Source organism: Burkholderia sp. 3C, assembly GCF_054589155.1.
In genome coordinates this window covers 185,262-207,325 of sequence record NZ_BAAILN010000138.1, presented here as the reverse complement: position 1 = coordinate 207,325, position 22,064 = coordinate 185,262, and the positions used below count along the sequence as shown (strand labels likewise).

At 66.7% G+C, this 22,064-nt stretch carries 19 protein-coding genes and 1 tRNA gene; 5 read left to right on the top strand and 15 right to left on the bottom strand.

Annotation, left to right across the window (positions count from 1 at the left end; all coding sequences use genetic code 11):
* Positions 1–95: 95 nt before the first annotated feature.
* The 5 genes from ACYP33_RS29985 to recA form a co-directional block, all read right to left on the bottom strand.
* Positions 96–737 carry a pilin gene (locus ACYP33_RS29985; RefSeq protein WP_414451091.1) on the bottom strand — a complete coding sequence of 214 codons (642 nt, stop codon included), beginning with the start codon at positions 735–737 and terminating at the stop codon, positions 96–98.
* A 219-nt stretch (positions 738–956) separates the two neighbouring features.
* The gene (gene sucD, locus ACYP33_RS29980) at positions 957–1,838 is read right to left on the bottom strand and encodes a succinate--CoA ligase subunit alpha (RefSeq protein WP_206129369.1); all 882 of its coding nucleotides are present in this window, start codon (positions 1,836–1,838) and stop codon (positions 957–959) included.
* A gap of 65 nt (positions 1,839–1,903) precedes the next feature.
* Positions 1,904–3,085: an ADP-forming succinate--CoA ligase subunit beta gene (gene sucC / locus ACYP33_RS29975; protein WP_414451893.1), complete on the bottom strand. Its 1,182-nt coding sequence runs from the start codon at positions 3,083–3,085 to the stop codon at positions 1,904–1,906.
* A 771-nt stretch (positions 3,086–3,856) separates the two neighbouring features.
* Entirely contained in the window at positions 3,857–4,945 is a 1,089-nt protein-coding gene (gene recX, locus ACYP33_RS29970; RefSeq protein WP_459624935.1) for a recombination regulator RecX, read from the bottom strand.
* On the bottom strand, positions 4,945–6,033 hold the full coding sequence (gene recA, locus ACYP33_RS29965; protein WP_459624934.1) for a recombinase RecA: 1,089 nt from the start codon (positions 6,031–6,033) through the stop codon (positions 4,945–4,947). Before recA ends, recX begins: the two co-directional genes overlap by 1 nt.
* Positions 6,034–6,234: 201 nt before the next feature.
* Between recA and ACYP33_RS29960 the strand changes: the two genes are divergently transcribed.
* The 4 genes from ACYP33_RS29960 (at position 6,235) to ACYP33_RS29945 (ending at position 10,730) form a co-directional block, all read left to right on the top strand.
* Positions 6,235–6,978: a response regulator gene (locus ACYP33_RS29960; RefSeq protein ID WP_459624933.1), complete on the top strand. Its 744-nt coding sequence runs from the start codon at positions 6,235–6,237 to the stop codon at positions 6,976–6,978.
* Between the two features lie 19 nt (positions 6,979–6,997).
* Complete coding sequence (locus tag ACYP33_RS29955) at positions 6,998–8,653, top strand: sensor histidine kinase (RefSeq protein WP_459624932.1); 1,656 nt, start codon at positions 6,998–7,000, stop codon at positions 8,651–8,653.
* A 220-nt stretch (positions 8,654–8,873) separates the two neighbouring features.
* Positions 8,874–10,532, top strand: a complete 1,659-nt coding sequence (locus ACYP33_RS29950; protein WP_414451085.1) for an MFS transporter — start codon at positions 8,874–8,876, stop codon at positions 10,530–10,532.
* Positions 10,533–10,653: 121 nt separating this feature from the next.
* A tRNA-Met gene (locus ACYP33_RS29945) sits at positions 10,654–10,730 on the top strand.
* Positions 10,731–10,842: 112 nt separating this feature from the next.
* Here the strand turns inward: ACYP33_RS29945 and ACYP33_RS29940 are convergent.
* Positions 10,843–11,535 carry a response regulator transcription factor gene (locus ACYP33_RS29940; protein ID WP_414451892.1) on the bottom strand — a complete coding sequence of 231 codons (693 nt, stop codon included), beginning with the start codon at positions 11,533–11,535 and terminating at the stop codon, positions 10,843–10,845.
* Positions 11,536–11,884: 349 nt separating this feature from the next.
* On the opposite strand from ACYP33_RS29940, the gene ACYP33_RS29935 reads away from it, so the two are divergent.
* The gene (locus ACYP33_RS29935) at positions 11,885–14,170 is read left to right on the top strand and encodes an ATP-binding protein (protein ID WP_459624931.1); all 2,286 of its coding nucleotides are present in this window, start codon (positions 11,885–11,887) and stop codon (positions 14,168–14,170) included.
* 26 nt (positions 14,171–14,196) lie between these two features.
* Here ACYP33_RS29935 and ACYP33_RS29930 read toward each other — a convergent pair whose 3' ends face one another.
* The 9 genes from ACYP33_RS29930 to ACYP33_RS29890 all read right to left on the bottom strand — a co-directional run.
* A complete protein-coding gene (locus ACYP33_RS29930) occupies positions 14,197–16,230 on the bottom strand; it encodes a flagellar biosynthesis protein FlhA (RefSeq protein WP_459624955.1) in 2,034 nt (677 codons plus the stop codon).
* Positions 16,231–16,298: 68 nt separating this feature from the next.
* Positions 16,299–17,438: a flagellar type III secretion system protein FlhB gene (gene flhB, locus ACYP33_RS29925; RefSeq protein ID WP_459624930.1), complete on the bottom strand. Its 1,140-nt coding sequence runs from the start codon at positions 17,436–17,438 to the stop codon at positions 16,299–16,301.
* Positions 17,435–18,223 carry a flagellar biosynthetic protein FliR gene (gene fliR / locus ACYP33_RS29920; RefSeq protein WP_459624929.1) on the bottom strand — a complete coding sequence of 263 codons (789 nt, stop codon included), beginning with the start codon at positions 18,221–18,223 and terminating at the stop codon, positions 17,435–17,437. Before fliR ends, flhB begins: the two co-directional genes overlap by 4 nt.
* Position 18,224: 1 nt before the next feature.
* Positions 18,225–18,497, bottom strand: a complete 273-nt coding sequence (locus ACYP33_RS29915; RefSeq protein WP_459624928.1) for a flagellar biosynthetic protein FliQ — start codon at positions 18,495–18,497, stop codon at positions 18,225–18,227.
* Positions 18,497–19,264 carry a flagellar type III secretion system pore protein FliP gene (gene fliP, locus ACYP33_RS29910; protein WP_459624927.1) on the bottom strand — a complete coding sequence of 256 codons (768 nt, stop codon included), beginning with the start codon at positions 19,262–19,264 and terminating at the stop codon, positions 18,497–18,499. The genes ACYP33_RS29915 and fliP overlap by 1 nt, the downstream gene beginning before the upstream one ends.
* Positions 19,261–19,614, bottom strand: coding sequence for a FliM/FliN family flagellar motor switch protein (locus ACYP33_RS29905; RefSeq protein ID WP_459624926.1), 354 nt, complete (start codon positions 19,612–19,614; stop codon positions 19,261–19,263). The genes fliP and ACYP33_RS29905 overlap by 4 nt, the downstream gene beginning before the upstream one ends.
* Before the next feature lie 3 nt (positions 19,615–19,617).
* Entirely contained in the window at positions 19,618–20,667 is a 1,050-nt protein-coding gene (locus ACYP33_RS29900; protein WP_459624925.1) for a FliM/FliN family flagellar motor switch protein, read from the bottom strand.
* A 165-nt stretch (positions 20,668–20,832) separates the two neighbouring features.
* A complete protein-coding gene (locus ACYP33_RS29895; protein ID WP_414451077.1) occupies positions 20,833–21,687 on the bottom strand; it encodes a flagellin N-terminal helical domain-containing protein in 855 nt (284 codons plus the stop codon).
* A 177-nt stretch (positions 21,688–21,864) separates the two neighbouring features.
* Positions 21,865–22,064 (bottom strand): hypothetical protein (locus ACYP33_RS29890; protein ID WP_459624924.1); only part of this gene is annotated, 200 nt, incomplete at its 5' end.

Genomic DNA, 22,064 nt, shown 5'->3' with positions numbered 1-22,064 from the left:
TCGCTCGTGTGCCGTTCTGTCGGCTCATCGACAGTAAATCGCCGGTTACGCCACGGTCTGCCCCCGATTCATGCGCTCGTGGCCGCCACGCCAGGCTAGGTGCGGCACTCGGGCGGCGACAGCTTGCCGGCCAGCGTCGGCGCTTCGGACGGCACCGGCCCGGAGCCGGGCGGCGGCAGCGACGAGGCCGTCTTGCCGGCCGCGAAACATTCCCAGGTGATCGAACCGGCCTGCAGTTGGCCCTGCTGGAGCGCCACGCGCGCGGTGGGTGCTTCGGCGTTGTCGGGCGCCGACGGCATCAGCACCAGCGTGTTGGCGCCGCTCGGCGCGACCCGCGTGGTGTAGGCGATGCGGATCTGGCCGGTATCGTTGTTCACGGTGATCGATTCGACGTTGCGCGTGGCCGGCGGCGACACATAGCCGCCTGACATGGCCGTGCCGCTCGCGGCGTTCTCGGCCACCGCAAGCCGCGCCGATGCGGCCAGCGCCATGCCCTCGCCCACCCGGCTGCGCGCGAGGTAATCCTGATAGGCCGGAATCGCATAGGCCGCCACCACGCCGACAATCGCCAGCACGATCATCAGTTCGATCAACGTGAAGCCGCACGGCTCACGCGGCCGCACGCGAGGCAGACGCGGCACGAAACGCACGCGGCACGAGCGGCACATGCCGGCTGGCGCATGACGCAGGCGCCTTGAGAATTGATGGAACAGGGTGACGGACAACGCTTCGAACATGACGGGCTCCGGAAACGAAACAGGCCTGCCGACAGGGCAGACAGATCGATCGTAGCCAGCAGGCCTCGCGCCGGACAGTCGGCCGGATGGCCTATGCGCGGTGCGTAGCGGCCCGTCGCATCGGCACGTTCGCATTGCGCGCGCGCATAAAAAAACGCCGGCACGAGGCCGGCGTTCTGGCGAAGCGCGCAATGCCGCGGGACGAGCCCGCGAGCGCGCTTAGATCGCTGCCTTGAGCAGGCGACCCATTTCCGACGGATTGCGCGTGACCTTGATGCCGCACGCATCCATGATTTCCAGCTTCGCTTCGGCCGTATCGGCACCGCCCGAGATCAGCGCGCCGGCGTGGCCCATGCGCTTGCCCGGGGGCGCCGTGACGCCCGCGATAAAGCCGACGACCGGCTTCTTCATGTTCGACTTGATCCACTCGGCTGCCGTCGCTTCGTCCGGGCCGCCGATTTCGCCGATCATGACGACCGCATCCGTATCCGGATCGTCGTTGAACATCTGCATGACGTCGATGTGCTTCAGGCCGTTGATCGGATCGCCGCCGATGCCGACTGCCGACGATTGGCCGAGGCCCAGCGCCGTCAGCTGTGCAACGGCTTCATACGTCAGCGTGCCCGAACGCGACACGACGCCGATGCGGCCCTTGCGGTGGATGTGGCCCGGCATGATGCCGATCTTCAGCTCGTCCGGCGTGATCGTGCCCGGGCAGTTCGGCCCGAGCAGCAGCGTCTTGCGGCCTTCGCGACGCATGCGGTCCTTCACTTCGATCATGTCGCGAACCGGAATGCCTTCCGTGATGCAGATCGCGAGATCGAGGTCGGCCTCGACGGCTTCCCAGATCGCGGCCGCCGCGCCTGCCGGCGGCACGTAGATGACCGACACGGTTGCGCCCGTTTCGGCCTTTGCTTCCTTGACGCTGGCGTAGATCGGAATGCCTTCGAAATCTTCGCCGGCCTTCTTCGGGTTCACGCCCGCGACGTAGGCTTCGCGGCCGTTCGCGTACTCGCGGCAAGCGCGCGTGTGAAACTGGCCAGTCTTGCCGGTGATGCCCTGCGTGATGACCTTCGTATCTTTGTTGATCAGAATCGACATGTATTGACCTCTGTTCGATCGGCGTCGCGTCTGCGCGCCGCCATGCGTGTTCAATGCAACGATGCTTACTTGCCGGCGGCCGCTGCAACAACCTTCTGCGCAGCTTCTTCCATGCTGTCAGCCGAGATGATCGGCAGGCCGGATTCGGCGAGCATCTTCTTGCCCAGGTCTTCGTTCGTGCCCTTCATGCGCACCACCAGCGGCACGCCGAGGTTCACGGCCTTCGAGCCTGCGATCACGCCTTCCGCGATCACGTCGCAACGCATGATGCCGCCGAAGATGTTGACGAGGATCGCCTTCAGGTCCGGGTTCTTCAGCATCAGCTTGAACGCTTCCGTGACCTTCTCGGTCGTCGCGCCACCGCCGACGTCCAGGAAGTTCGCCGGTTCGCCGCCGAACAGCTTGATGGTGTCCATCGTGGCCATCGCCAGGCCGGCGCCGTTCACGAGACAGCCGATGTCGCCGTCGAGCGAGATGTAGGCCAGATCGAACTTCGACGCTTCGATTTCAGCCGGATCTTCTTCGGCCAGATCGCGATACGCAACGATTTCCGGATGGCGGAACAGCGCGTTCGAATCGAAGTTGAACTTGGCGTCGAGCGCGATCACCTTGCCGTCGCCGGACACGTTCAGCGGGTTGATTTCGGCCAGCGATGCGTCGGTTTCCCAGAATGCCTTGTACAGGCCTTGCAGGATCGCGCGTGCTTGCGGAATCGAAGCAGCCGGCACGCCGATCTTCGCGGCGAGGTCGTCGGCCTGTTCGTCGAGCAGGCCCGTCGACGGCTCGACGATGACGTGGTGGATCAGTTCCGGATGCTTTTCGGCCACTTCCTCGATGTCCATGCCGCCTTCGCTCGAACCCATCAGAACGATCTTTTGCGACACGCGATCGACGACGAGGCTGACATACAGTTCCTGCTTGATGTCCGCGCCTTCTTCGATCATCAGACGGTTGACCTTCTGGCCTTCCGGACCGGTCTGGTGCGTGACGAGCTGCATGCCGAGGATCTGTTCGGCGTATTCACGAACCTGCTCGAGCGACTTGGCGACCTTCACGCCGCCGCCCTTGCCACGGCCGCCTGCGTGAATCTGCGCCTTGACGACCCATACCGGGCCGCCCAGCTCTTCCGCCACCTTCAGCGCCTCGTCCACCGAGAACGCCGGCTTGCCGCGCGGGACCGCGACACCGAATTTCCGCAGGATTTCCTTACCCTGGTACTCGTGAATCTTCATGCGTGATTCCTTCAGTCTGGAGAGTTGGATTAAAAGTCGATTGACCGTCGCTTCTTTCTACTAATAGTTTCCGATTATTCGTGCGAGCCGCCCGCACCACCCGGCGCAAGGCGGCCCACGCCGGGCCATGTCGGAGTGAGCACCCGGTCGGCCGTGCATCGCACCGCGCGCCCTGCCGCACCGCGCCGTCGCGCAGCGGCGCCCGACTCCACCGCACGACGCCCAGCCGGTTGCGCAAGGCACGAACCGGTAACGGCGAATCGAACGGTGGAACGAAGCGGGAAGCGGCGGGAGAAAACGGGGCGGGGAACAGCGGAAAAAGCGGAGAGGCGGTGAGCGATGCGTGCTCGGCAGGCGGGGACGACGGCTTGGCTGCTGCGATCGGAACGGCAATTCCGGCCGGACGACGCGGCGGCGCCGGCGACACGGGGTTCGCGATCGGAGCGCATGCTGGGCCTGGGTTCATGGATCGGCTGTCCACTCGGCTGCATCACCTTGATCGCCGCCGCGCAATGCGACAGGACCGATGGATCGATGACGCTGCCCCACACGCCACCCCGTCGGTCGGTGAACGCCGGAGCGGCGCGCCAGAAGCGCGACGGGCGTGACACGGGCTTGGATGACGGCATGCGCAAGGTTGAAGCCGATAAGGAAAACCGCACGATCTTAGCATTATCGAGGGTTTGCCGCATCGCCACGAATATCCGGTTAGACCCTTATTGGCAACAGGATGCAGTGCAGCATCGAGGGCCGGACCCGGCTAAAAAGAGAGCACGAAACAAGGGCTTAGGCGCCCTCGAACTCGTCCTCGCCGCCCTTCAGGATCTTGACGATCGTGCTGCTGGAAAAGCCGCGCGACGCCAGGAAGCGCGCCTGCTTGGCTCGCTCGGCCGGCGAGCCCGGCAGGCTGCCGAACTTCTTGCGCCAGACGGCCTGCGCACGGCTGAACTCGGTTTCGCGAAGCTGCTCGGTCACCGATTCGACCAGTTCGCCATCGACCGAATGACGCTTCAGTTCGCCCAGGATGCGGGCCGTACCGAGGCGCGACGCGCGCCGATGCACGAGGCTTTCGGTAAACCGGGCATCGGACAGCCAGTTCTCGCGCTCGAGCGCATCGAGCAAGGCCTCGGGATCGTCGCCCTCCTCCACGTACGGCGCGAGCTTGCGCGCCAGTTCGCTGCGGCTGTATTCGCGGCGCGAGAGATAGCCGAGCGCCCGGCCCTTCAGCGAGCGCGCCGGGCGCGCGGGCGCGGCGCGGCGCGTGTCGTTCTCGGGCACGGATGCTTCGCGAGCGGAGGAAGAATCGGCGGATGACGTGGCTTCGCCGCGTTCGCCGCGGCCGCTTCGCGCCTCGAACGGGCTGCTGGTGCGCCGCCGCGTGCGGCGCGTGGCCTGCTCGCTGGTGCGCGAATATTGATCGCCGTCGGCATTTTCGAAGCGGCCCTGCCGGGCTGGAGCGCGGGCAGCCTGCTCGAACGGTTCGGACGCCAGCGCTTCGCGACGCGACGCCTGCGGTCGTGATGCCCCGCTTGCCGGGGCGGACGAGCCGCCCGCCCGCGACAGGCCGGTGGAGGCAGCCCGGCTTGCACCGTTGCGCACGGTACGGCTGCGGATGCCGCGCGCCGTATCGTGTGCGTCGAACGATTCGTCGGGATCGAACAGGTCGGCAGGATCACCGGGCGCGCCGACCCCGCGCTGAAATGCAACGAGGGCATCGTCGGATGCCCTCGTTGCGGAGCGGCCATCCGGCGGCCCCTCCTGCGATTGCGCAGCACCGGAGCGCACCGGGTGGCTCGTTTGCCGTTCGTCGGCCGCGCGATCCTCGCGCGACGACGTGGCCGACGAATCGTCCGGGCGCTCCCGGCTGCGACGCATCACTCTTCTTCGTCGAGGATCTCGTCCTCGGCAGCGCCGGCGCCCGCGACCACGCCGCCTTGCGGCATGGCCACCACACCGAGCGATTCGCGGATGCGATTCTCGATCTCGCGAGCGACATCGCTGTTCTCGCGCAGGAATTCACGCGCGTTGTCCTTGCCCTGGCCGATCTTCTCGCCGTTGTAGCTGTACCAGGCGCCGGCCTTGTCGACGATCTTCGCCTGCACGCCGAGATCGATGATTTCGCCCTGACGCGAAATGCCTTCGCCATACAAGATATCGAAGATCGACTCGCGGAACGGCGGCGCGACCTTGTTCTTGACGACCTTGACGCGCGTTTCGTTGCCGATCACCTCGTCGTTCTTCTTGATCGAGCCGATCCGGCGGATGTCGAGACGCACCGACGCGTAGAACTTCAGCGCATTGCCGCCCGTGGTGGTTTCCGGGTTGCCGAACATCACGCCGATCTTCATGCGGATCTGGTTGATGAAAATCACCAGGCAGTTCGTGCGCTTGATCGTGCCCGTGAGCTTGCGCAGCGCCTGCGACATCAGGCGCGCCTGCAGGCCCGGCAGCGAATCGCCCATTTCGCCTTCGATTTCGGCCTTCGGCACCAGCGCCGCGACCGAGTCGATCACGATCATGTCGATCGAGCCCGAACGCACCAGCGCATCGGTGATTTCCAGTGCCTGCTCGCCCGTGTCCGGCTGCGAGATCAGCAGCTCCGGCACGTTGACGCCGAGCTTCGAGGCGTACTGGACGTCGAGCGCGTGTTCCGCGTCGATGAATGCCGCCGTGCCGCCGAGCTTTTGCATTTCGGCAATCACTTGCAGCGTGAGGGTGGTTTTACCCGACGATTCCGGGCCGTAGATTTCGACGACGCGGCCGCGCGGCAAGCCACCGACGCCGAGCGCGATATCGAGACCGAGCGAACCGGTGGAGACGACCTGGATGTCTTCCATGGCCTCGGCATCGCCGAGCTTCATGATCGAGCCCTTGCCGAACTGCTTCTCGATCTGGGCCAGCGCTGCCGCCAGCGCCTTGCTCTTTTCCGCGGTCAGCCCGGCGCCTTTCTTACTATCTTCCATGAATCGTCCTTTGCTATGATGAGCAGCGTCTGATTGGGGCACACCGGGCGACAAGCCGTTAGGTGCACGAATGCAGACACTGTATAAAAAAACAGTAGTTTGTGCAAGCCCGAATTGCGGGTTCCGCACGACTCATCCCGACCCTCCGGAGACACCCGCGCAGGCGCCCGCACGCCGCCTCGCGCGCCGCGGCCACGCACCATGCGAATCCTGATTGCCGAAGATGACAGCATACTCGCGGACGGTTTGACCCGATCACTCCGCCAATCGGGCTATGCCGTCGATCACGTCGCGAACGGCGTCGAGGCCGATACCGCGCTGTCGATGCAGACGTTCGACCTCCTGATTCTCGATCTCGGCCTGCCGAAAATGCCCGGCCTCGACGTGTTGCGGCGCCTGCGCGCACGCAACTCGGTCTTGCCGGTGCTGATACTGACCGCCGCGGACAGCGTCGACGAACGCGTCAAGGGCCTCGACCTCGGCGCCGACGACTACATGGCCAAGCCCTTCGCGCTGAACGAACTCGAAGCGCGCGTACGCGCCCTCACGCGGCGCGGCGCCGGCGGTGGCCCGACGGTGATCCGCCATGGCTCGTTGAGCTTCGACCAGGTGGGCCGGCTCGCCTACGCCAACGAACGCGTGCTCGATTTGTCGGCGCGCGAGCTCGGCCTGCTCGAAGTGCTGTTGCAACGGATCGGCCGGCTCGTCTCGAAGGAGCAGCTCGTCGATCACCTGTGCGAATGGGGCGAGGAAGTCAGCAACAACGCGATCGAGGTCTATGTGCACCGGCTGCGCAAGAAGATCGAGCCGAGCGGCGTGCGCATCCTGACCGTGCGCGGGCTCGGCTACTGCATGGAGAAAGCGGCGGCCGAACCGGCCGCAGGTGTGGCCACGGCCACCGCGGCCACGTCGGAAGCACCGGCGGCGCTCCCGCCGCTGCGCTGACGGGCCGCCGCGCCCCGCGATGGCCACGCCGTTCCGCCCGCCGCGCGCCCGGCCCAGGCCTCGGCCGCAAGATCCGCACGACGCCGAACGCGACGCGCGCTACGAGAACCCGTTCGCGCCGCCCGACGAGGGCGAATCCGCCGATACCGGCCGGCCGCGCTCGCTGTTCGGCGAAATCCTCGACTGGATGCTGGCGCCGCTCTTGCTGCTCTGGCCGATGAGCATCGCCGTCACCTATCTGGTGGCGAAAACCATCGCCGACGGCCCGTTCGACCGTGCGCTCGAAACCGACGCCTACGTGCTCGCGCGGCAGATCACGCCCGTCAACGGCGTGGCCGAGCTGGTGCTGCCCAAGGCCACGCTCGACCTGCTGCGCACCGACAACGTCGACAGCGTCTACTTCCAGGTGCTCGGCACGCGCGGCGAACTGGTGGCCGGCGAGGCCGACCTGCCGCTGCCGCGCGACGACGACCGCCCGCCGCCCGGCCTCGTGCTGTTCCGCAACGACCTGCTGCGCGGCAACGACATCCGCGTCGCCTACACCACCGTCGCGCTGCCCGGGGCGAGCGGTGCGCAACCGGTGCTGGTGCAGGTCAGCGAGACGCTCGACAAGCGCAACGCGCTCGCCAACGACATCATCAAGGGCGTGATCCTGCCGCAGTTCGTGATCCTGCCGCTGGCAATCGTGCTGGTGTGGTTCGGGCTGTCGCGCGGCCTCGCGCCGCTGACCGCCCTGCAGGCGCACATCCGCAACCGCCGCCCCGACGATCTCTCGCCCGTCGATGCGCAACGCGCGCCGCCCGAAATCGAGCCGCTCGTCACCTCGTTCAACGATCTGCTCGCCCGACTCGAACAGAACATCGCGCTGCAAAAGCGCTTCATCGCCGACGCCGCCCATCAGATGAAGACGCCGCTGGCCGGGTTGCGCACCCAGGCCGAATTCGCACTGCGTCACGAGGTTTCGGCCGAGGTCGGGCACTCGCTCGAACAGATCGCGGCCAGCTCCGAGCAGGCCGCGCGGCTCGTCACGCAATTGCTGGCGCTGGCGCGCGCCGAGAATCGCGCGAGCGGGCTGACGTTCGAGCCGGTCGATCCGCTGGCGCTGGCGCGCGTGACCGTGCGCGACTGGGTACAGGCTGCGTTCGCGAAACGCATGGATCTCGGCTACGAAGGGCCGGACGACCTGCCGGACGCTGAAAACAGCGAGCCGCCCGACGAACCACCGGCCGGCAACGCACTGCCTTCGCCGCCTGCACTCATCGACGGCAACCCCGTGATGCTGCGCGAGATGCTCGGCAACCTGATCGACAACGCGATCCGCTACACACCGGAAGGCGGGCGGATCACGGTGCGCGTGGCCATCGACCCCACCGCGACGCTCGCCGACGACGCCCATCATGCCCACCGCCCCGCCACCGGCGTGGTGCACATCGATGTGGAAGACACCGGCCCCGGCATTCCCGCGCACGAACGCGGGCGCGTGCTCGAACGCTTCTATCGCATCCTCGGCCGCGATGGCGAGGGCAGCGGGCTGGGCCTGGCGATCGTGCGCGAGATCGTCACGCAGCACGGCGGCGAGATCGCGATCGACGACCACGTCTATCAGGCCGCCCCCCGCCTGGCCGGCACGCTGGTGCGCGTCAGCTTCGCGCTGCGCCAGGCCGCCCCGGAATAACCCTGAGCCGCACGGCCGCGCTGCGAACCATACGCAGAAATACGCGAACATCGAGTATCGATGGGCGACATTGACGCAATTTCACTGCATTCTTGCCCGACGCTCCCAATAAACCCTGATCGGCTTTCCAGTCAGAACACCGTAAGTTTGGCCGCCAATAATCGTCGCAAGTTCGTCAGGATGGCGAACTGATACCGATATCAAGAACTGGAGACGACTCATGGCGACAGTAGGCGGGCACATCGCGCATTCGCCGATGACGAGCGACGAGAAACGCGTGATCTTCGCGTCCTCGCTCGGCACCGTGTTCGAGTGGTACGACTTTTATCTGGCCGGCTCGCTCGCGGCCTACATCAGCAAGAGCTTCTTCTCGGGCGTCAATCCCACCGCAGCGTTCATCTTCACGCTGCTCGGCTTCGCCGCCGGCTTCGCGGTGCGCCCGTTCGGTGCCATTGTGTTCGGGCGGCTCGGCGACATGGTCGGCCGCAAGTACACGTTCCTCGTCACGATCGTGATCATGGGCGTATCGACGTTCGTGGTGGGCTTCCTGCCCGGCTACGCCACGATCGGCATCGCGGCACCGGTGATCTTCATCGCGATGCGGCTGCTGCAGGGCCTCGCGCTCGGCGGCGAATACGGCGGCGCGGCCACCTACGTGGCCGAGCATGCCCCCGCCAACCGGCGCGGTTTCTACACCGCCTGGATCCAGACCACCGCCACGCTCGGCCTGTTCCTGTCGCTGCTCGTGATCGTCGGCGTGCGCACCGCGGTGGGCGAGGAAACGTTCGGCGCCTGGGGCTGGCGCGTGCCGTTCGTCGCGTCGATCCTGTTGCTGGCCGTGTCGGTGTGGATTCGCATGCAGTTGAACGAATCGCCGGTGTTCCTGCGCATCAAGGCCGAGGGCAAGACCTCGAAGGCGCCGCTCACGGAAGCGTTCGGCCAGTGGAAGAACCTGAAGATCGTGATCCTCGCGCTGATCGGGCTGACCGCCGGCCAGGCCGTGGTCTGGTACACGGGGCAGTTCTACGCGCTGTTCTTCCTGACGCAGACGCTGAAGGTCGACGGCACCACCGCCAACATCCTGATCGCCGCGGCGCTGCTGATCGGCACGCCGTTCTTCCTGTTCTTCGGCTCGCTGTCGGACCGGATCGGCCGCAAGCCGATCATCCTGGCCGGCTGCCTGATCGCGGCGCTGACCTACTTCCCGCTGTTCAAGGCGCTGACGCACTACGCCAACCCGGCGATGGAAGCCGCCACGCAGAAGGCGCCGATCACGGTGATCGCGAACCCCGACGAGTGCTCGTTCCAGTTCAACCCGGTCGGCACGGCGAAGTTCACCTCCTCGTGCGACATCGCCAAGGCGGCGCTCTCCAAGGCCGGCCTGAACTACGAGAACGTGGCGGCACCGGCCGGCACGCTCGCGCAGATCAAGGTGGGCGACACGGCGGTGGACACCTACGACGGCAAGTCCGGCGATGCCAAGGCCAAGGGCGGCGCGTTCGACAAGACGCTGGCGGCCACGCTGAAAGGCGCGGGCTACCCGGCCAAGGCCGATCCGTCGCAGATCAACTGGCCGATGACGATCGTGGTGCTGACGATCCTGGTGATCTTCGTGACCATGGTGTACGGGCCGATCGCCGCGATGCTGGTGGAGATGTTCCCGACGCGAATCCGCTACACGTCGATGTCGCTGCCGTATCACATCGGCAACGGCTGGTTCGGCGGCTTCCTGCCGGCCACTGCGTTCGCGATCGTGGCGGCGAAGGGCAACATCTATTCGGGGCTCTGGTATCCGATCGTGATCGCGCTGGCGACGTTCGTGATCGGGCTGCTGTTCGTCAAGGAGACGAAGGGGACGAATATCTACGCGCAAGACTGAGCGCACCGACGACTCGGGCGGCGCAGGCCGAAGCGAGAAGGGGTGGTTCGGGGCCGGATGAAGATTTTTCCAGAAAGGTGTTGACAGGCCTCGGCCACTTCTTCATAATCGATTTTCTGTTGGCGAATTAGCTCAGTCGGTTAGAGCGACGGAATCATAATCCGCAGGTCCGGGGTTCGAATCCCTGATTCGCCACCAAATTCAAAAGCCCGCAACGCGAAAGTGTTGCGGGCTTTTCCTTTTGCAACTCCGGATGGCAGGTGGACGGGTTCAGCCCATTCGCCACCGCCAGCCAACCGCTCCAGCGTCTTTACTCCTCCCCGCTACGCTCCAGCCGGTACCCGAAGTTGTACACCGTCGAGATCACCACGCCGTTCTTCGGCCTGAGCCCCAGATTCGTTCGCAGCTTGCTCACATAGGTCGCGAGCGTCGCGTCGTACTTGCGATCCACCGCGCCCCAAATCCGCTTGCTCATTACGTCCTTCGACACGATCCGCCCGACGTTCTCGAACAGCAGCGTCGCCAGATCGAATTCGCGTTGCGACAGCTCGACCGGCCGATCGTCCACCGCCGCGGCACGCGCGCCGACATCCAGCACGACCCGGCCAAGGCGGATCACTTTTGGTGCTTGCAGTTCGGGGTAGTACTTGCGCACCTGCGCACCGAGCCGCGCAAGCAGCTCACGTTCGCGCAGCGGCTTCACCAGATAATCGTCGGCGCCGCTGTTCAGCCCGAACACGATGTCGTTCTCGCCGTCGTGCTGCGTCATCATGATGACCGGCTGGGCAGCCGCGAACGTCTCGCGTACCCAGCGCAGCACCTCGATCCCGGATTTGCCGGGTACGTCCCAGTCGAGCAGCAGCACATCGACACGCTGCGCCTGAACGGCCTCGATGAAGCTGTCGCCGTCATGGCGCACGAGCGCCTCGTAGCCCGCCTTCTCCAGCCAGCCGGCAACCGTGTTCGCCTGCGCGACGACGTCCTCGAGTATTCCGACGATCATGATCCATCCATGGTTGATTGCGTGATCAGAACAGGCACGCAGCCAAGCCATCGGCTGCGTCCCCCGCAAGCCGAATATTATTCGCCAATTCGTCAGCATACCTATATTCCTCAACAGAGGATCAACGCGAATCCCGCATTGATAGCTTATTGAAAGACTGTCAACGCCCGCCCGCCGAATCGGATAAATCGCAGTCCTGAAGGCGCCATTCCCCGATGGCGGACTGCCTCACGCTTGCTCTATGATCGACAGGCCCTTCCCGATACGCGATACACCACGCCCCGCGCCTGTCTCGCGCAGCGGGGCCGGCCAGAACCCCCGACCGTCCCGACCTCACCCTGTCTCCACCATGCGCCGATGGCTCACGCCCCTCCGAAGCGCCGCGCCGGTCCGGCAATGGCGCAGCAGTCTGCTCGCCGCCGGCATGCTGGTGCTCGCGGCGCTCGCGGCCACGCCGACGGCGGAATCGATATTCGCGCCGCTCGACCGGCTGTATGACGATCTCGTCGCGAAGCAAACGCGCAACCACATCCATCACGAAATCGCGGTCATCGGTGTCGACCAGCGCACGCTGGCCGAACTCGGCGCCGGCCCGAGCTTCTCGCGCACGGTGCACGCGCAACTGCTCGATCGGCTGTCGGAGGCGTCGGCAGTGGTGATCGACTTCATGCTGTCCGACAGCCGGCCCGACGATGCCGTACTGGCGCGGGCGATGCGCAAGCAGGGCCACGTGGTGCTGCCGACGCTGGCGGCATCGAACGCGCGCTACGCGCCGGGCAGCCAGCTTCCGCCCGCCCCCGCGCTCGCGAGTGCGGCGGCCGCCACCGGCCCGCGCAGTTTCGTGATCGGCGCGGATAACCAGGTGTACGGCATCGTGCCGTTCATCCCGGACGGTCCGCACGGCGAGCGGCGCCCGCACGTGGTGCTCGAGGCGCTGCGCGTCGCCGGCCTGCAGCCGGCGGTCGGCGATCTGCACCCGTATCTGCAGAATCACGTCGCGACCATGGGCCGGATCGTGCCGGACAGCCTCGCGCTCGCGTTCCCGCAGCACTTCGATCTCGATCAGTACTCGTACGTGGATGTCCTGAAGGGCCGCGTGAGCCCGTCCGAATTCGCGGGCAGGATCGTATTCGTCGGCGACATCACGGCGGATCTGTCGGGCGACTTCAACCTGTCGTCGGTCAGCAAGCCGCTGCGGCGCGTGCAGATCGACGCGCTGGTGGCGGAAGCCCTGCTCGACGGCCAGGTGCTCAAGCGCACGTCGCGACGCCTGCAGCTCGTCGTCTGTCTCGCAACGGCGCTGGGCATGCTGGCGATCTGCGCATTCGTGCCGGGCCGGCGCATGTACGGCTGCGCGCTCGCCTGGATCGCGCTCTACATCGGCATCGCCACGCTGCTGCTGATCGATCGGCACTACCTGGTTCCGATCGGGCCGACGGTGCAGGTCTGCGCGATCATCTTCGCGGTGTATGGCTGGCGGCACGCGAACCGCATTCGCGGCTTCCTGCTCGGCGAGTTCCATTCGCTGAACGAACGATCCGCCAGCTCGCCGCTGGTCGGGCAGGCCAGCGCCGGGCCGCCGACGCTCCAGCACGCGATGCGTCAGATCCGCGCGTGGCAGACCACCTACGTCGACGTGATCCAGACCTTGCCGTACCCCGTCTTCGTGGAACGCGAAGGCCGGCTGATCCTGCGCAACGAGCGCGGCGCGGCGATGCTGGCGGCACTCGACCCGCAGCCGGACGGCGCTGCGCGCGACGCCGCCATCCTCGCCCTGGCGCATGACGAGATCGTGCAGGCGCACGCCACCGGCAAGATCCGCTCCGCCGAAATGACGCTCCGGCAGCGCGATCACCTGATGATGGTCACGCCGTTCGACGACGCGGCGGGCACCGCGAGCATGATCTGCTTCGTCGATGTCCACGCGCTGAAGGAAGCGGTGGCGAGCGATCGGCAGACGCTGCGCCACATGGCGCACGACTTGCGCAATCCGCTCTCGTCGATCCTCGCACTCGTCGAGGCGCGCGGCCGCACGAGCTCGACAGCCGATCCCGCGTTCCTCGCGGATCTGCAACGGCTGGTGAACTACAGCCTGCGCGTCTCGCAGGATTTCATGCAGCTTTCGCGCGCCGAACATTTCGACCCGCAGGCGGGCACGCCGCTGTCGCTGAACGACCTGGCGGCGGAAGCGATCGATCAGGTATGGCACGGCGCGACCGCGAAGCGGATACAGTTGAACGGGCCGCATCACGAAGGGCCGGACCTGTTCGTGCTGGGCAATCAGGACATGCTGCTGCGCGCGCTGGTGAACCTGCTCGACAACGCAATCAAGTATTCGGCACCGGGCACGTCGGTGGAGGTCTGGATCGATGCCGACGACGACAGCGCGGCGGTGCGCATCGAGGATCACGGCATCGGCATCGAGCGCACCGCGTTGCCGCATCTGTTCGAGCCGTTCTTCCAGGTCGGCAACGACGCGAAGGACGCGAGCCAGGGCGTGGGGCTCGGGCTGCCGTTCGTGAAGGCGGTTGTCGAGCGGCACGGCGGCACGATCGACGTGCAGTCGACGCCCGGTGCCGGCAGCCGGTTTACCATCCGGCTGAAGCGGATCGCGATCGATATCGTCGACGACTGAATGGGCGCGGCACGCAACGCCCACGCTCATCCGAGCGTGCCGACGATACTGACCTCCCTCGCCTCCGGCACCTCGTTGTACGACAACACCGCAAGCCCCGGCGCGAACAAGCGCGCATAACGCACCAGAATCGGCCGCAAGCGCGGAATCACCAGCAGCACCGGCGTCGCACCCGCCTGCTTCATCTGATCGCGCACGCCCGGCATCGTCGTCTGCAATTGCGTGAGCACGTTCGGATCGACCGCGAAATCGTCGAGCGGCACCCGGCCGCCGGCCTGTTCGGAGCGGGCCAGCGAGCCGAGCAGCAGGCTTTCCAACTCGCCCGTCAGGCTGAAGCCGCGAATCTCGGGCTGCGTGCCCGTCAGATCCGCAACGATCTGGCGACGCAGCGCGCAGCGCACTTCGGCCGCGAGCAGGATCGGATCCTTCGTGCTGTCCGCCGCCTCGACGAGCGTCGCGGCGATCGTCTCGATATCCTTCAGCGATACGCTCTCCGCCAGCAACAGGCGAAACACGCGACGCAACTGGCCGTGCGTCAGGCTCTTGCCGAGCGCATCGCTCACCACCGGCGCGATCCCCGCCAGCCGCTCCAGCAGCGCGGTCACGTTGTCGTAGCTGAACAGCTCGGGCAGCGCGTCGCGCACCACCTTCGCAACGTGGGTCGCGACCACCGTCGCGCCGTCGACCACCTGGTAACCCAGGCCGAGCGCGTGCGCCTTCTGCGCGGGCTCGATCCACGTGACGAGCATGTCGTACGCGGGATCGACGCCCGGAATGCCGTCGAGTTCCCCGTACACCGTCGACGACGGAATCGCCATCAGCCGGTCGGCGTGGATCTGCGCGCGCGCGACCGCGGTGCCGTTCAGCACGATCGCGTATTGCGACGGCTGCAAGCCGAGATCGTCGCGCGTGCCGATCGGCGGCACCAGAAAGCCGAGCGCCTCGGACAGGCTGCGCCGCGTGCCGCGAATCCGCTTCACGAGCGGCGCCCCCTGGCTCTCGTCGACCATCGCGACGAGCTTGTAGCCGAGCGACACCGACAGCGGCTCCACATACGGCAGGCTGCGCCAGTCGAGCGCGTCCGACGGCGCGGCAAGCAGCGCGGCGCCCACCGATTCGTTCGCCTCGCGGATCTGCTCGGCCGCGGCGGCGGACGGCCGCTGCGCCATCCGCCAGCCGGCAAAGCCGAGGATCGCGGCGAACAACAGGAACGTGAAGGTAGGCATGCCGGGGATCAAGCCGAGCATCGCCATCAGCGCGGCGGCGCTGTACAGCACCACCGGCGACGCCAGCAACTGCTGCGCGACCTGCTCCTGGAAATCGCGTGCGTCGCTGATCCGCGTGACGATCACCGCCGCCGCCGCCGACAGCAGCAGGCCGGGAATCTGCGCGACCAGACCGTCGCCGATCGTCAGCAATCCATACTGATGCAGCGCATCGGCCATCGACAGGTCGTGCATCATCACGCCGATCGCCAGGCCACCGATCAGGTTGATCACCAGCACCAGAATGCCGGCGATCGCGTCGCCGCGCACGAACTTCGACGCGCCGTCCATCGCGCCGTAAAAGTCGGCTTCGGAAGAAACTTCGCGGCGCCGCACCTGCGCCTGTTCCTGCGTGATCACGCCCGCGTTCAGGTCGGCATCGATCGCCATCTGCTTGCCCGGCAGCGCATCGAGCGTGAAGCGCGCGGACACTTCCGAGATCCGTTCGGCGCCCTTCGTGACCACCACGAAGTTGATGATCATCAGGATCACGAACACCACCAGCCCGACCACGAAATTGCCGCCGATCACCACGTTGCCGAACGCCTCGACCACTTGCCCGGCCGCATGCGTGCCGGTGTGCCCGTGGAGCAGCACGACGCGCGTGGAGGCGACGTTCAGCGTGAGCCGCATCAGCGTCGCGGCGAGAATCACCGTGGGGAACGCCGAGAAATCGAGCGGCCGCTTCACCGTGACGGCCACCATGATCACCACGATCGACAGCACGATGTTGAACGTGAACAGCATGTCCAGCACCACCGGCGGCAGCGGCAGGATGATCATCACGAGCAGCATCAGCAGCGCAAGCGGCGCGGCCACCCGGATCCGTTTCAGGTTCGCGCGCAACCGCGCGGGGGAAGTCGTCACGATGGAATCTCCGTCAGAGGCTCGGGAATGTCGAGGCCGGCCGGCAGCGCGGGCCGCGATGGGCGCACGCCGCGGCGAAACGCCTGGATCTGCAATACGTAGGTCAGCACCTGCGCCACCGCGCGATACAGCGCGGCCGGAATCTGCTGATTGACCTGGCTGGTGCGATAGATCGCGCGGGCGAGCGGCGGCAGCTCCAGCACCTCGATACCGTGCCGGTTGGCGATCTCGCGGATGAACAGCGCCGCTTCATCCACGCCTTTCGCGACGACGAACGGCGCCTGTGCACGCGTTTCGTCGTATTTCAGCGCGACCGCGTAATGGGTGGGGTTGACGATCACCACGTCGGCGCCGGGCACCGTCTTGCGAATGCCCTGCCGCGCCATTTGCCGCTGCAGTTGACGGATGCGGCTCTTCACCTCGGGCTTGCCTTCCGTCTGCTTCATCTCGTCCTTGATGTCGCGCTTGCTCATCCGCTGGCCGCGCAGGAACAGCATGCGTTGCAGCGGCGCATCGATCAGCGCGAACACGGCGAGCACCGCGCACAGCGTCAGCGTCGAATCGACGAACATCGCGGCGCCGCTCGACAGCACATCCGCGAGCGGCGCCGCGCGCAACTGCAGGAAGCGATCGAGATTCGCGCGGCAGACGAGCACCAGCACGGCAATCAGCGCCGCGGCCTTCGCGACCGTGGTGGCAAGCTGCACGTAATGGCGGCCGGACACGAGCCGCTTCAGGTTGGCCGCCGGGCTCAAGCGGCTCGCCTTCGGCATCACGTTCTTCGCGCTGATCACCCAGCCGCCGGGAAACAGCGAGCCGAGCACGATGCAGACCGGCACCGCCGCGAGCGGCGCAAGCATCTTGCCGATCAGCAGCAGCGTGGCGGGGAACAGCATCGATGCCGCATCGGGCAGCGCGTCGGGCCGCGACAGATCCGCCATCGACAGCGCGAACAGCGCACGCAGGTCGCCAACCCATCCCGGCAGCAGCGCGATCATCAGCTTCATCGACACCAGCACGCCGATCGCCGTCGCGAGATCGCGCGAGCGCACCGCCTGCCCTTCCTGCTTCGCCTTTCTGAGCTTGCGCGGGGTGGCCTTCTCGGTCTTGTCGCCGCTGCCCGGCTGCGCGCTCACCGCACGGCTCCGGCGGCCGGCGCAAGCCGGTCGTACAGGTCGAGCGCGTGGGCGATCATGCGGCCGTAGTGGTCGGGCAGCGACGGCATCAGCAACGTGACGAGCAGCAGCCCGAACATCGTCGTGACCGAGAAACCGAGCGAAAACAGGTTCAGCGACGGCGCCGCGCGATTCAGCAGCCCCAGCCCGACCTGCACCACGAGCGTCGCGAACACCACCGGCAGCGCCAGCGCGAGCGCGGCGGAAAACATCCAGCCGACCGCGAACACGAGCTGCCTGAGCGCGTCCGTATCGAACGCGAACGCGCCCACCGGCCACGCAGTGAAGCTGCGCGCGAGCACCTGCACGAGCATCAGGTGCCCATCGATCGAAAAGAACAGCAGCATGAATACGACCATCATCACGCTCGACAGCACGTCCGCCGTCTGGCCGCTTACCGGGTCGTTGATCGCGGCCATCGACAGGCCCATCTGCGACGACAGCAGCGTGCCGAACATCAGCATCGCCGCGAGCACCAGATGCAGCACGAAGCCGAGCAGGCCGCCGATCAGGATCTGCTCGGCGATCACACCGATGCCGGCGAACGAAAACGGATCGAGCGTCGGCATCGGCGGCAGCGCGGGCTGCACGACCAACGCGAGCAGCAGCGCGGCGAGCGCGCGGGCGCGCATCGGCACCATGGCCTCGCCCAGCACCGGTGCGGTCGCGAGCGCCGCGAAGATCCGGCAGAACGGCCAGAGCAGCGCGACGCCGAACGGCAGCAGCCTGTCGAGGACGATCTCCATTTCAGCCGGCGAGCTGCGCCGCGCGCTGGAAGATCGCCACCGTGTAGTGCATCACGCGATCCGCCACCCACGGGCCGGCCAGCGCGAGCGCGACCAGCGTGACGACCAGGCGCGGCAGGAAGCTCATGGTCTGCTCGTTGATCTGCGTGGCGGCCTGAAACAGCGCGACCAGAATGCCGGTGATCAGCCCCGGCGTGATCAGCACGAGCAGCACGACGAGTACGAGCCGCAGCGCATCGGTTGCGAGATCGGCCGCGATGTCGGGCGTGAGCATCAGACGCTCCTCACGCTGGTGATCAAGGTCGTCACGGTCAGCGCCCAGCCGTCGACCAGCACGAACAGCAGCAGCTTCAGCGGCAGCGAAATCACCAGCGGCGACAGCATCATCATGCCCATCGCCATCAGCACCGACGCCACGATGATGTCGATCACGAGGAACGGGATGAACAGCATCGCGCCGATCTGGAAGGCTGTTTTCAGCTCGCTCAGCACGAACGCGGACAGCTTCACGACAAACGGCTGATCCTCGGCCTTGGCGACGTCGGCGGAGCCGGACAGCGTCGCCATCTGCGCGAGCGACGCCTTGTTCGTTTGCGCGAGCATGAAGCGCGACAACGGCTGCTCAGCCTTGTGCAGCGCCTGCTGCAGCGAGATGCGATCCTGGTCGTACGGCACGAATGCGTCCTTCCAGATGGCCTCGCCGACCGGGCGCATGGTCAGCATCGTCAGCACCAGGGCGACGCCGGTCACGATTCTCGCAGGCAGGCCCTGCTGCAACCCGAGCGCTTGCCGCAGCAGCGACAGCACGATCACGTAGCGCAGGAAACTCGTCATCGTCATCAGCAGCGCCGGCAGCAGGCCGAGCAGCGTCATCAGTACGAGGATCTGCGTCTTCACCGTGAACGGCTGGCCGTTCGCGGCGCCGCTCACCAGCGTCAGCGCGTCCGCCCAGGCGGGCGACGCGAGCGTGCACAGCGCGAGCGCGACGCCAGCCGCGAGCACGCGTGCACGCACGCCGGCGAGGGATCGCCCCCCCGTCATCGCGCGAGCGCCGTCAGATCGTCGAGCGAGACGATCCGCAGGCCATAGTGCTCGCCGGCCACCACGACCTCGGCGGTGCCAATCGCCTCGCCGTTCACCTTCATCACGAGCGGCTCGCCGGCCAGCCGGTCGAGATCGACGATCGAGCCCGGCCCGAGCGCGGCGAGTTCGGACAGCGGCAACGTCGCGCCGCCGACCTCCAGCGTCAGGCGCACGGAGATCTTGCGCAACAAGCCGGGCGACGCGCGGCGCGGCGCGAGCGCGGTAGCCGGGTCGGGGGACAGGCCGGCGGAGTGGTCGCCGAGATCGGCCAGCATCGCGTCGACATCGAGTTCGGGGTTCGTGCTCATCGGTTACTCCATTTCTTCGAATGCGGTGAGACAAAGCGTGCCGCCGTGCTCCGCGACGACGGCCCGGTACAGGCACACGCCTTCGACCAGCACGTCGGCGGTATCGGGTAGGCGCACCGGCATCACGTCGCCGGGCGCAAGGCGCATCACGTCGTCGAGCGACACATCGCGGGTCAGCATCCGGGCGGTCACGCGGATCGGGACACGGCTCTCGAGCGCCGTGTCGGCGCCGGCCGCGGCGGCCTTCGCCGGCGGCCCGCGCCGCGGTGCCACGGACGCGAACAGCCGGGCGAGCCAGCGATCGTCCAGCGCGAATTCGATCGCGCCGGCAATGGGGGCGGATGGTGCAGGCTTGGCTACGGGGTCGGGGGCGGGATCGGTCGAGCGGTCGGCGCCTGCTGCGCTGTCGAGGGTATCGGGCACCTTGGGCATCGCCTCCGGCGTGCCTGCCTCGCGCGCCACGGGCGGCTGGTGTGCGCGATTCACGATGTTCACGCGCACCACATGCGCGCCGCGCGCGGGACGCGCCGGCAGCGCCGACGGACACGGCATGCAACCCGGCGCCGCCAGCGGCGCGACGCACGCGGCGAATTCGTCGGCCAGCGCGAGCGCGAGCGCGGCACCGAAGCGCTGCTCGGTTTCGGTTTCCGCCGGCAAGCCGGCGGACGCAGCGGCCGGCTGGTCGCCGTAATGCCACGCGAGCAGCGCGGTCAGCAGGCCGCGTTCGATCCGTACCGCTATCCGGCCATCGCCCGCGTCATCGCCAGACGTGCCGCCCGGCAGGCCCCCATGCGCATCGCGCGCCGCCACGAACGCTCGCCACGGCGCATCGTCCGAGATCGCCGCAGCCGCGACGGCCGAGACGCCGGTTACGTCGAGCGCGGCACCATGGCGACGGTTGAAACGCGCATGCAGGTAGCGAGCGAGCCGCCGCTGCAAGGCCTGATGAAACGTATCGAGCAAATGAAACGGCCGGCCGAGCGTGCAGGAATCCAGCACAACAGGCAGGCGCTTATCGGTCGATCGACGGGCTGAGGAGGAATGCGTGGACAAGATGGAGTCCCGATAGGCGAATGACGCCATTTTCGGGATGGAGACACGGCCACGCGAGTACTCTCAAGGAAGTCTCAACGTGGCACGTGGGTGACCCCGGCCGGCCGGAACACCGCGCGGAGAGCGCGGCAGCCGCCGGGGATGCAAATTGTTGCGATGCGACCCTTACTGGATCAGCGACATCACCATCTGCGTCATGCTCGAGCTTTGCTTGAGCATTGCCGTGCCGGCCTGCATCAGGATCTGCTTCGAGGTCATGTTCGCGCTTTCCGACGCGTAGTCGACATCCATGATCCGGCCTTCCGCATCGCCGGTGTTGGTCGACATGTTGCCGAGGTTGTTGAACACGTGCTCGAGGCGGTTTTCCGACGCGCCCAGCGACGAACGCAGCGAGCCGACATCCTTCAGTGCTTTGCTGAGCAGGTCGATCTGCGCGTTCGCGTCGGTCGTCAGTTCGGTGCCCGGCGTGGCCGGGGTCTTGTACGCGCCGCTGACGGCCGTCAGCGAGGTATCGACAGACGTCAGTTGCGTGCTGAAATCGACCGTCATGGTTTCGGCCGAGGCCGCGCCGATCTGGAACGTCAGTTCGGCGGCCAGCTTGCCGCCGTTCAGCAGCTTCGAGCCGCCGTACGAGGTGTTCGCCATCACGTTCGCGAGTTCCTTGCCGAGCGCGTCGTATTCGGCTTGCATCGCCGTCTTGTCGTCGTCGCTCGAGGAAGCATCGGCGGCCTGGGTTGCGAGATCCTTCATGCGCAGCAGCACGTTGGACACTTCACCGAATGCGCCGTCGGCGGTTTGCAGCATCGACGATGCGTTCTGCGTGTTCTGCATGGCGACGTTCATGCCGCGAGTTTGCGCGGACAGACGCGTGGCGATCTGCAGGCCGGCCGCGTCGTCCTTGGCCGAGTTGATGCGATAGCCGGTACCGAGGCGCGTCATCGACGTGCTGAGGTCGGTTTGCGTGTTGCCGAGGGTCTTCTGGATCGACATCGCTGCCGAGTTGGTGTGCAGGCTCAACATAATGATTGTTCCTTGATGTCAGGATGGGTGGACTCGCTGTTGCCGTCGGTTTCCGTACCGGCTACGAGAAAGCTGAACGACCCGACCTCGCCATCGATTAAGTGCAACGACAAAAAAATTCGTCATGTCGTTGCGGGCCGCCCTGAACGGGATCGACACGCGCAAGCCGCGAAGGCATCACGCGCGCGTCAGCAGCGCCGCGACCCGCGCGCGGCTCATCCCCTTCACGGTCGAGGCAACCGACGCGAACACGCCGAACGCGTGATCCTGTCCGAACGCCGCGGCGATCGACCCCGCCGACTCACGTACCTCGCGCGCCTCGCCACGCGCAGACACCGCATCGCCAACGTCCGCCTTCGCGCGATCGAGCGTGCGCT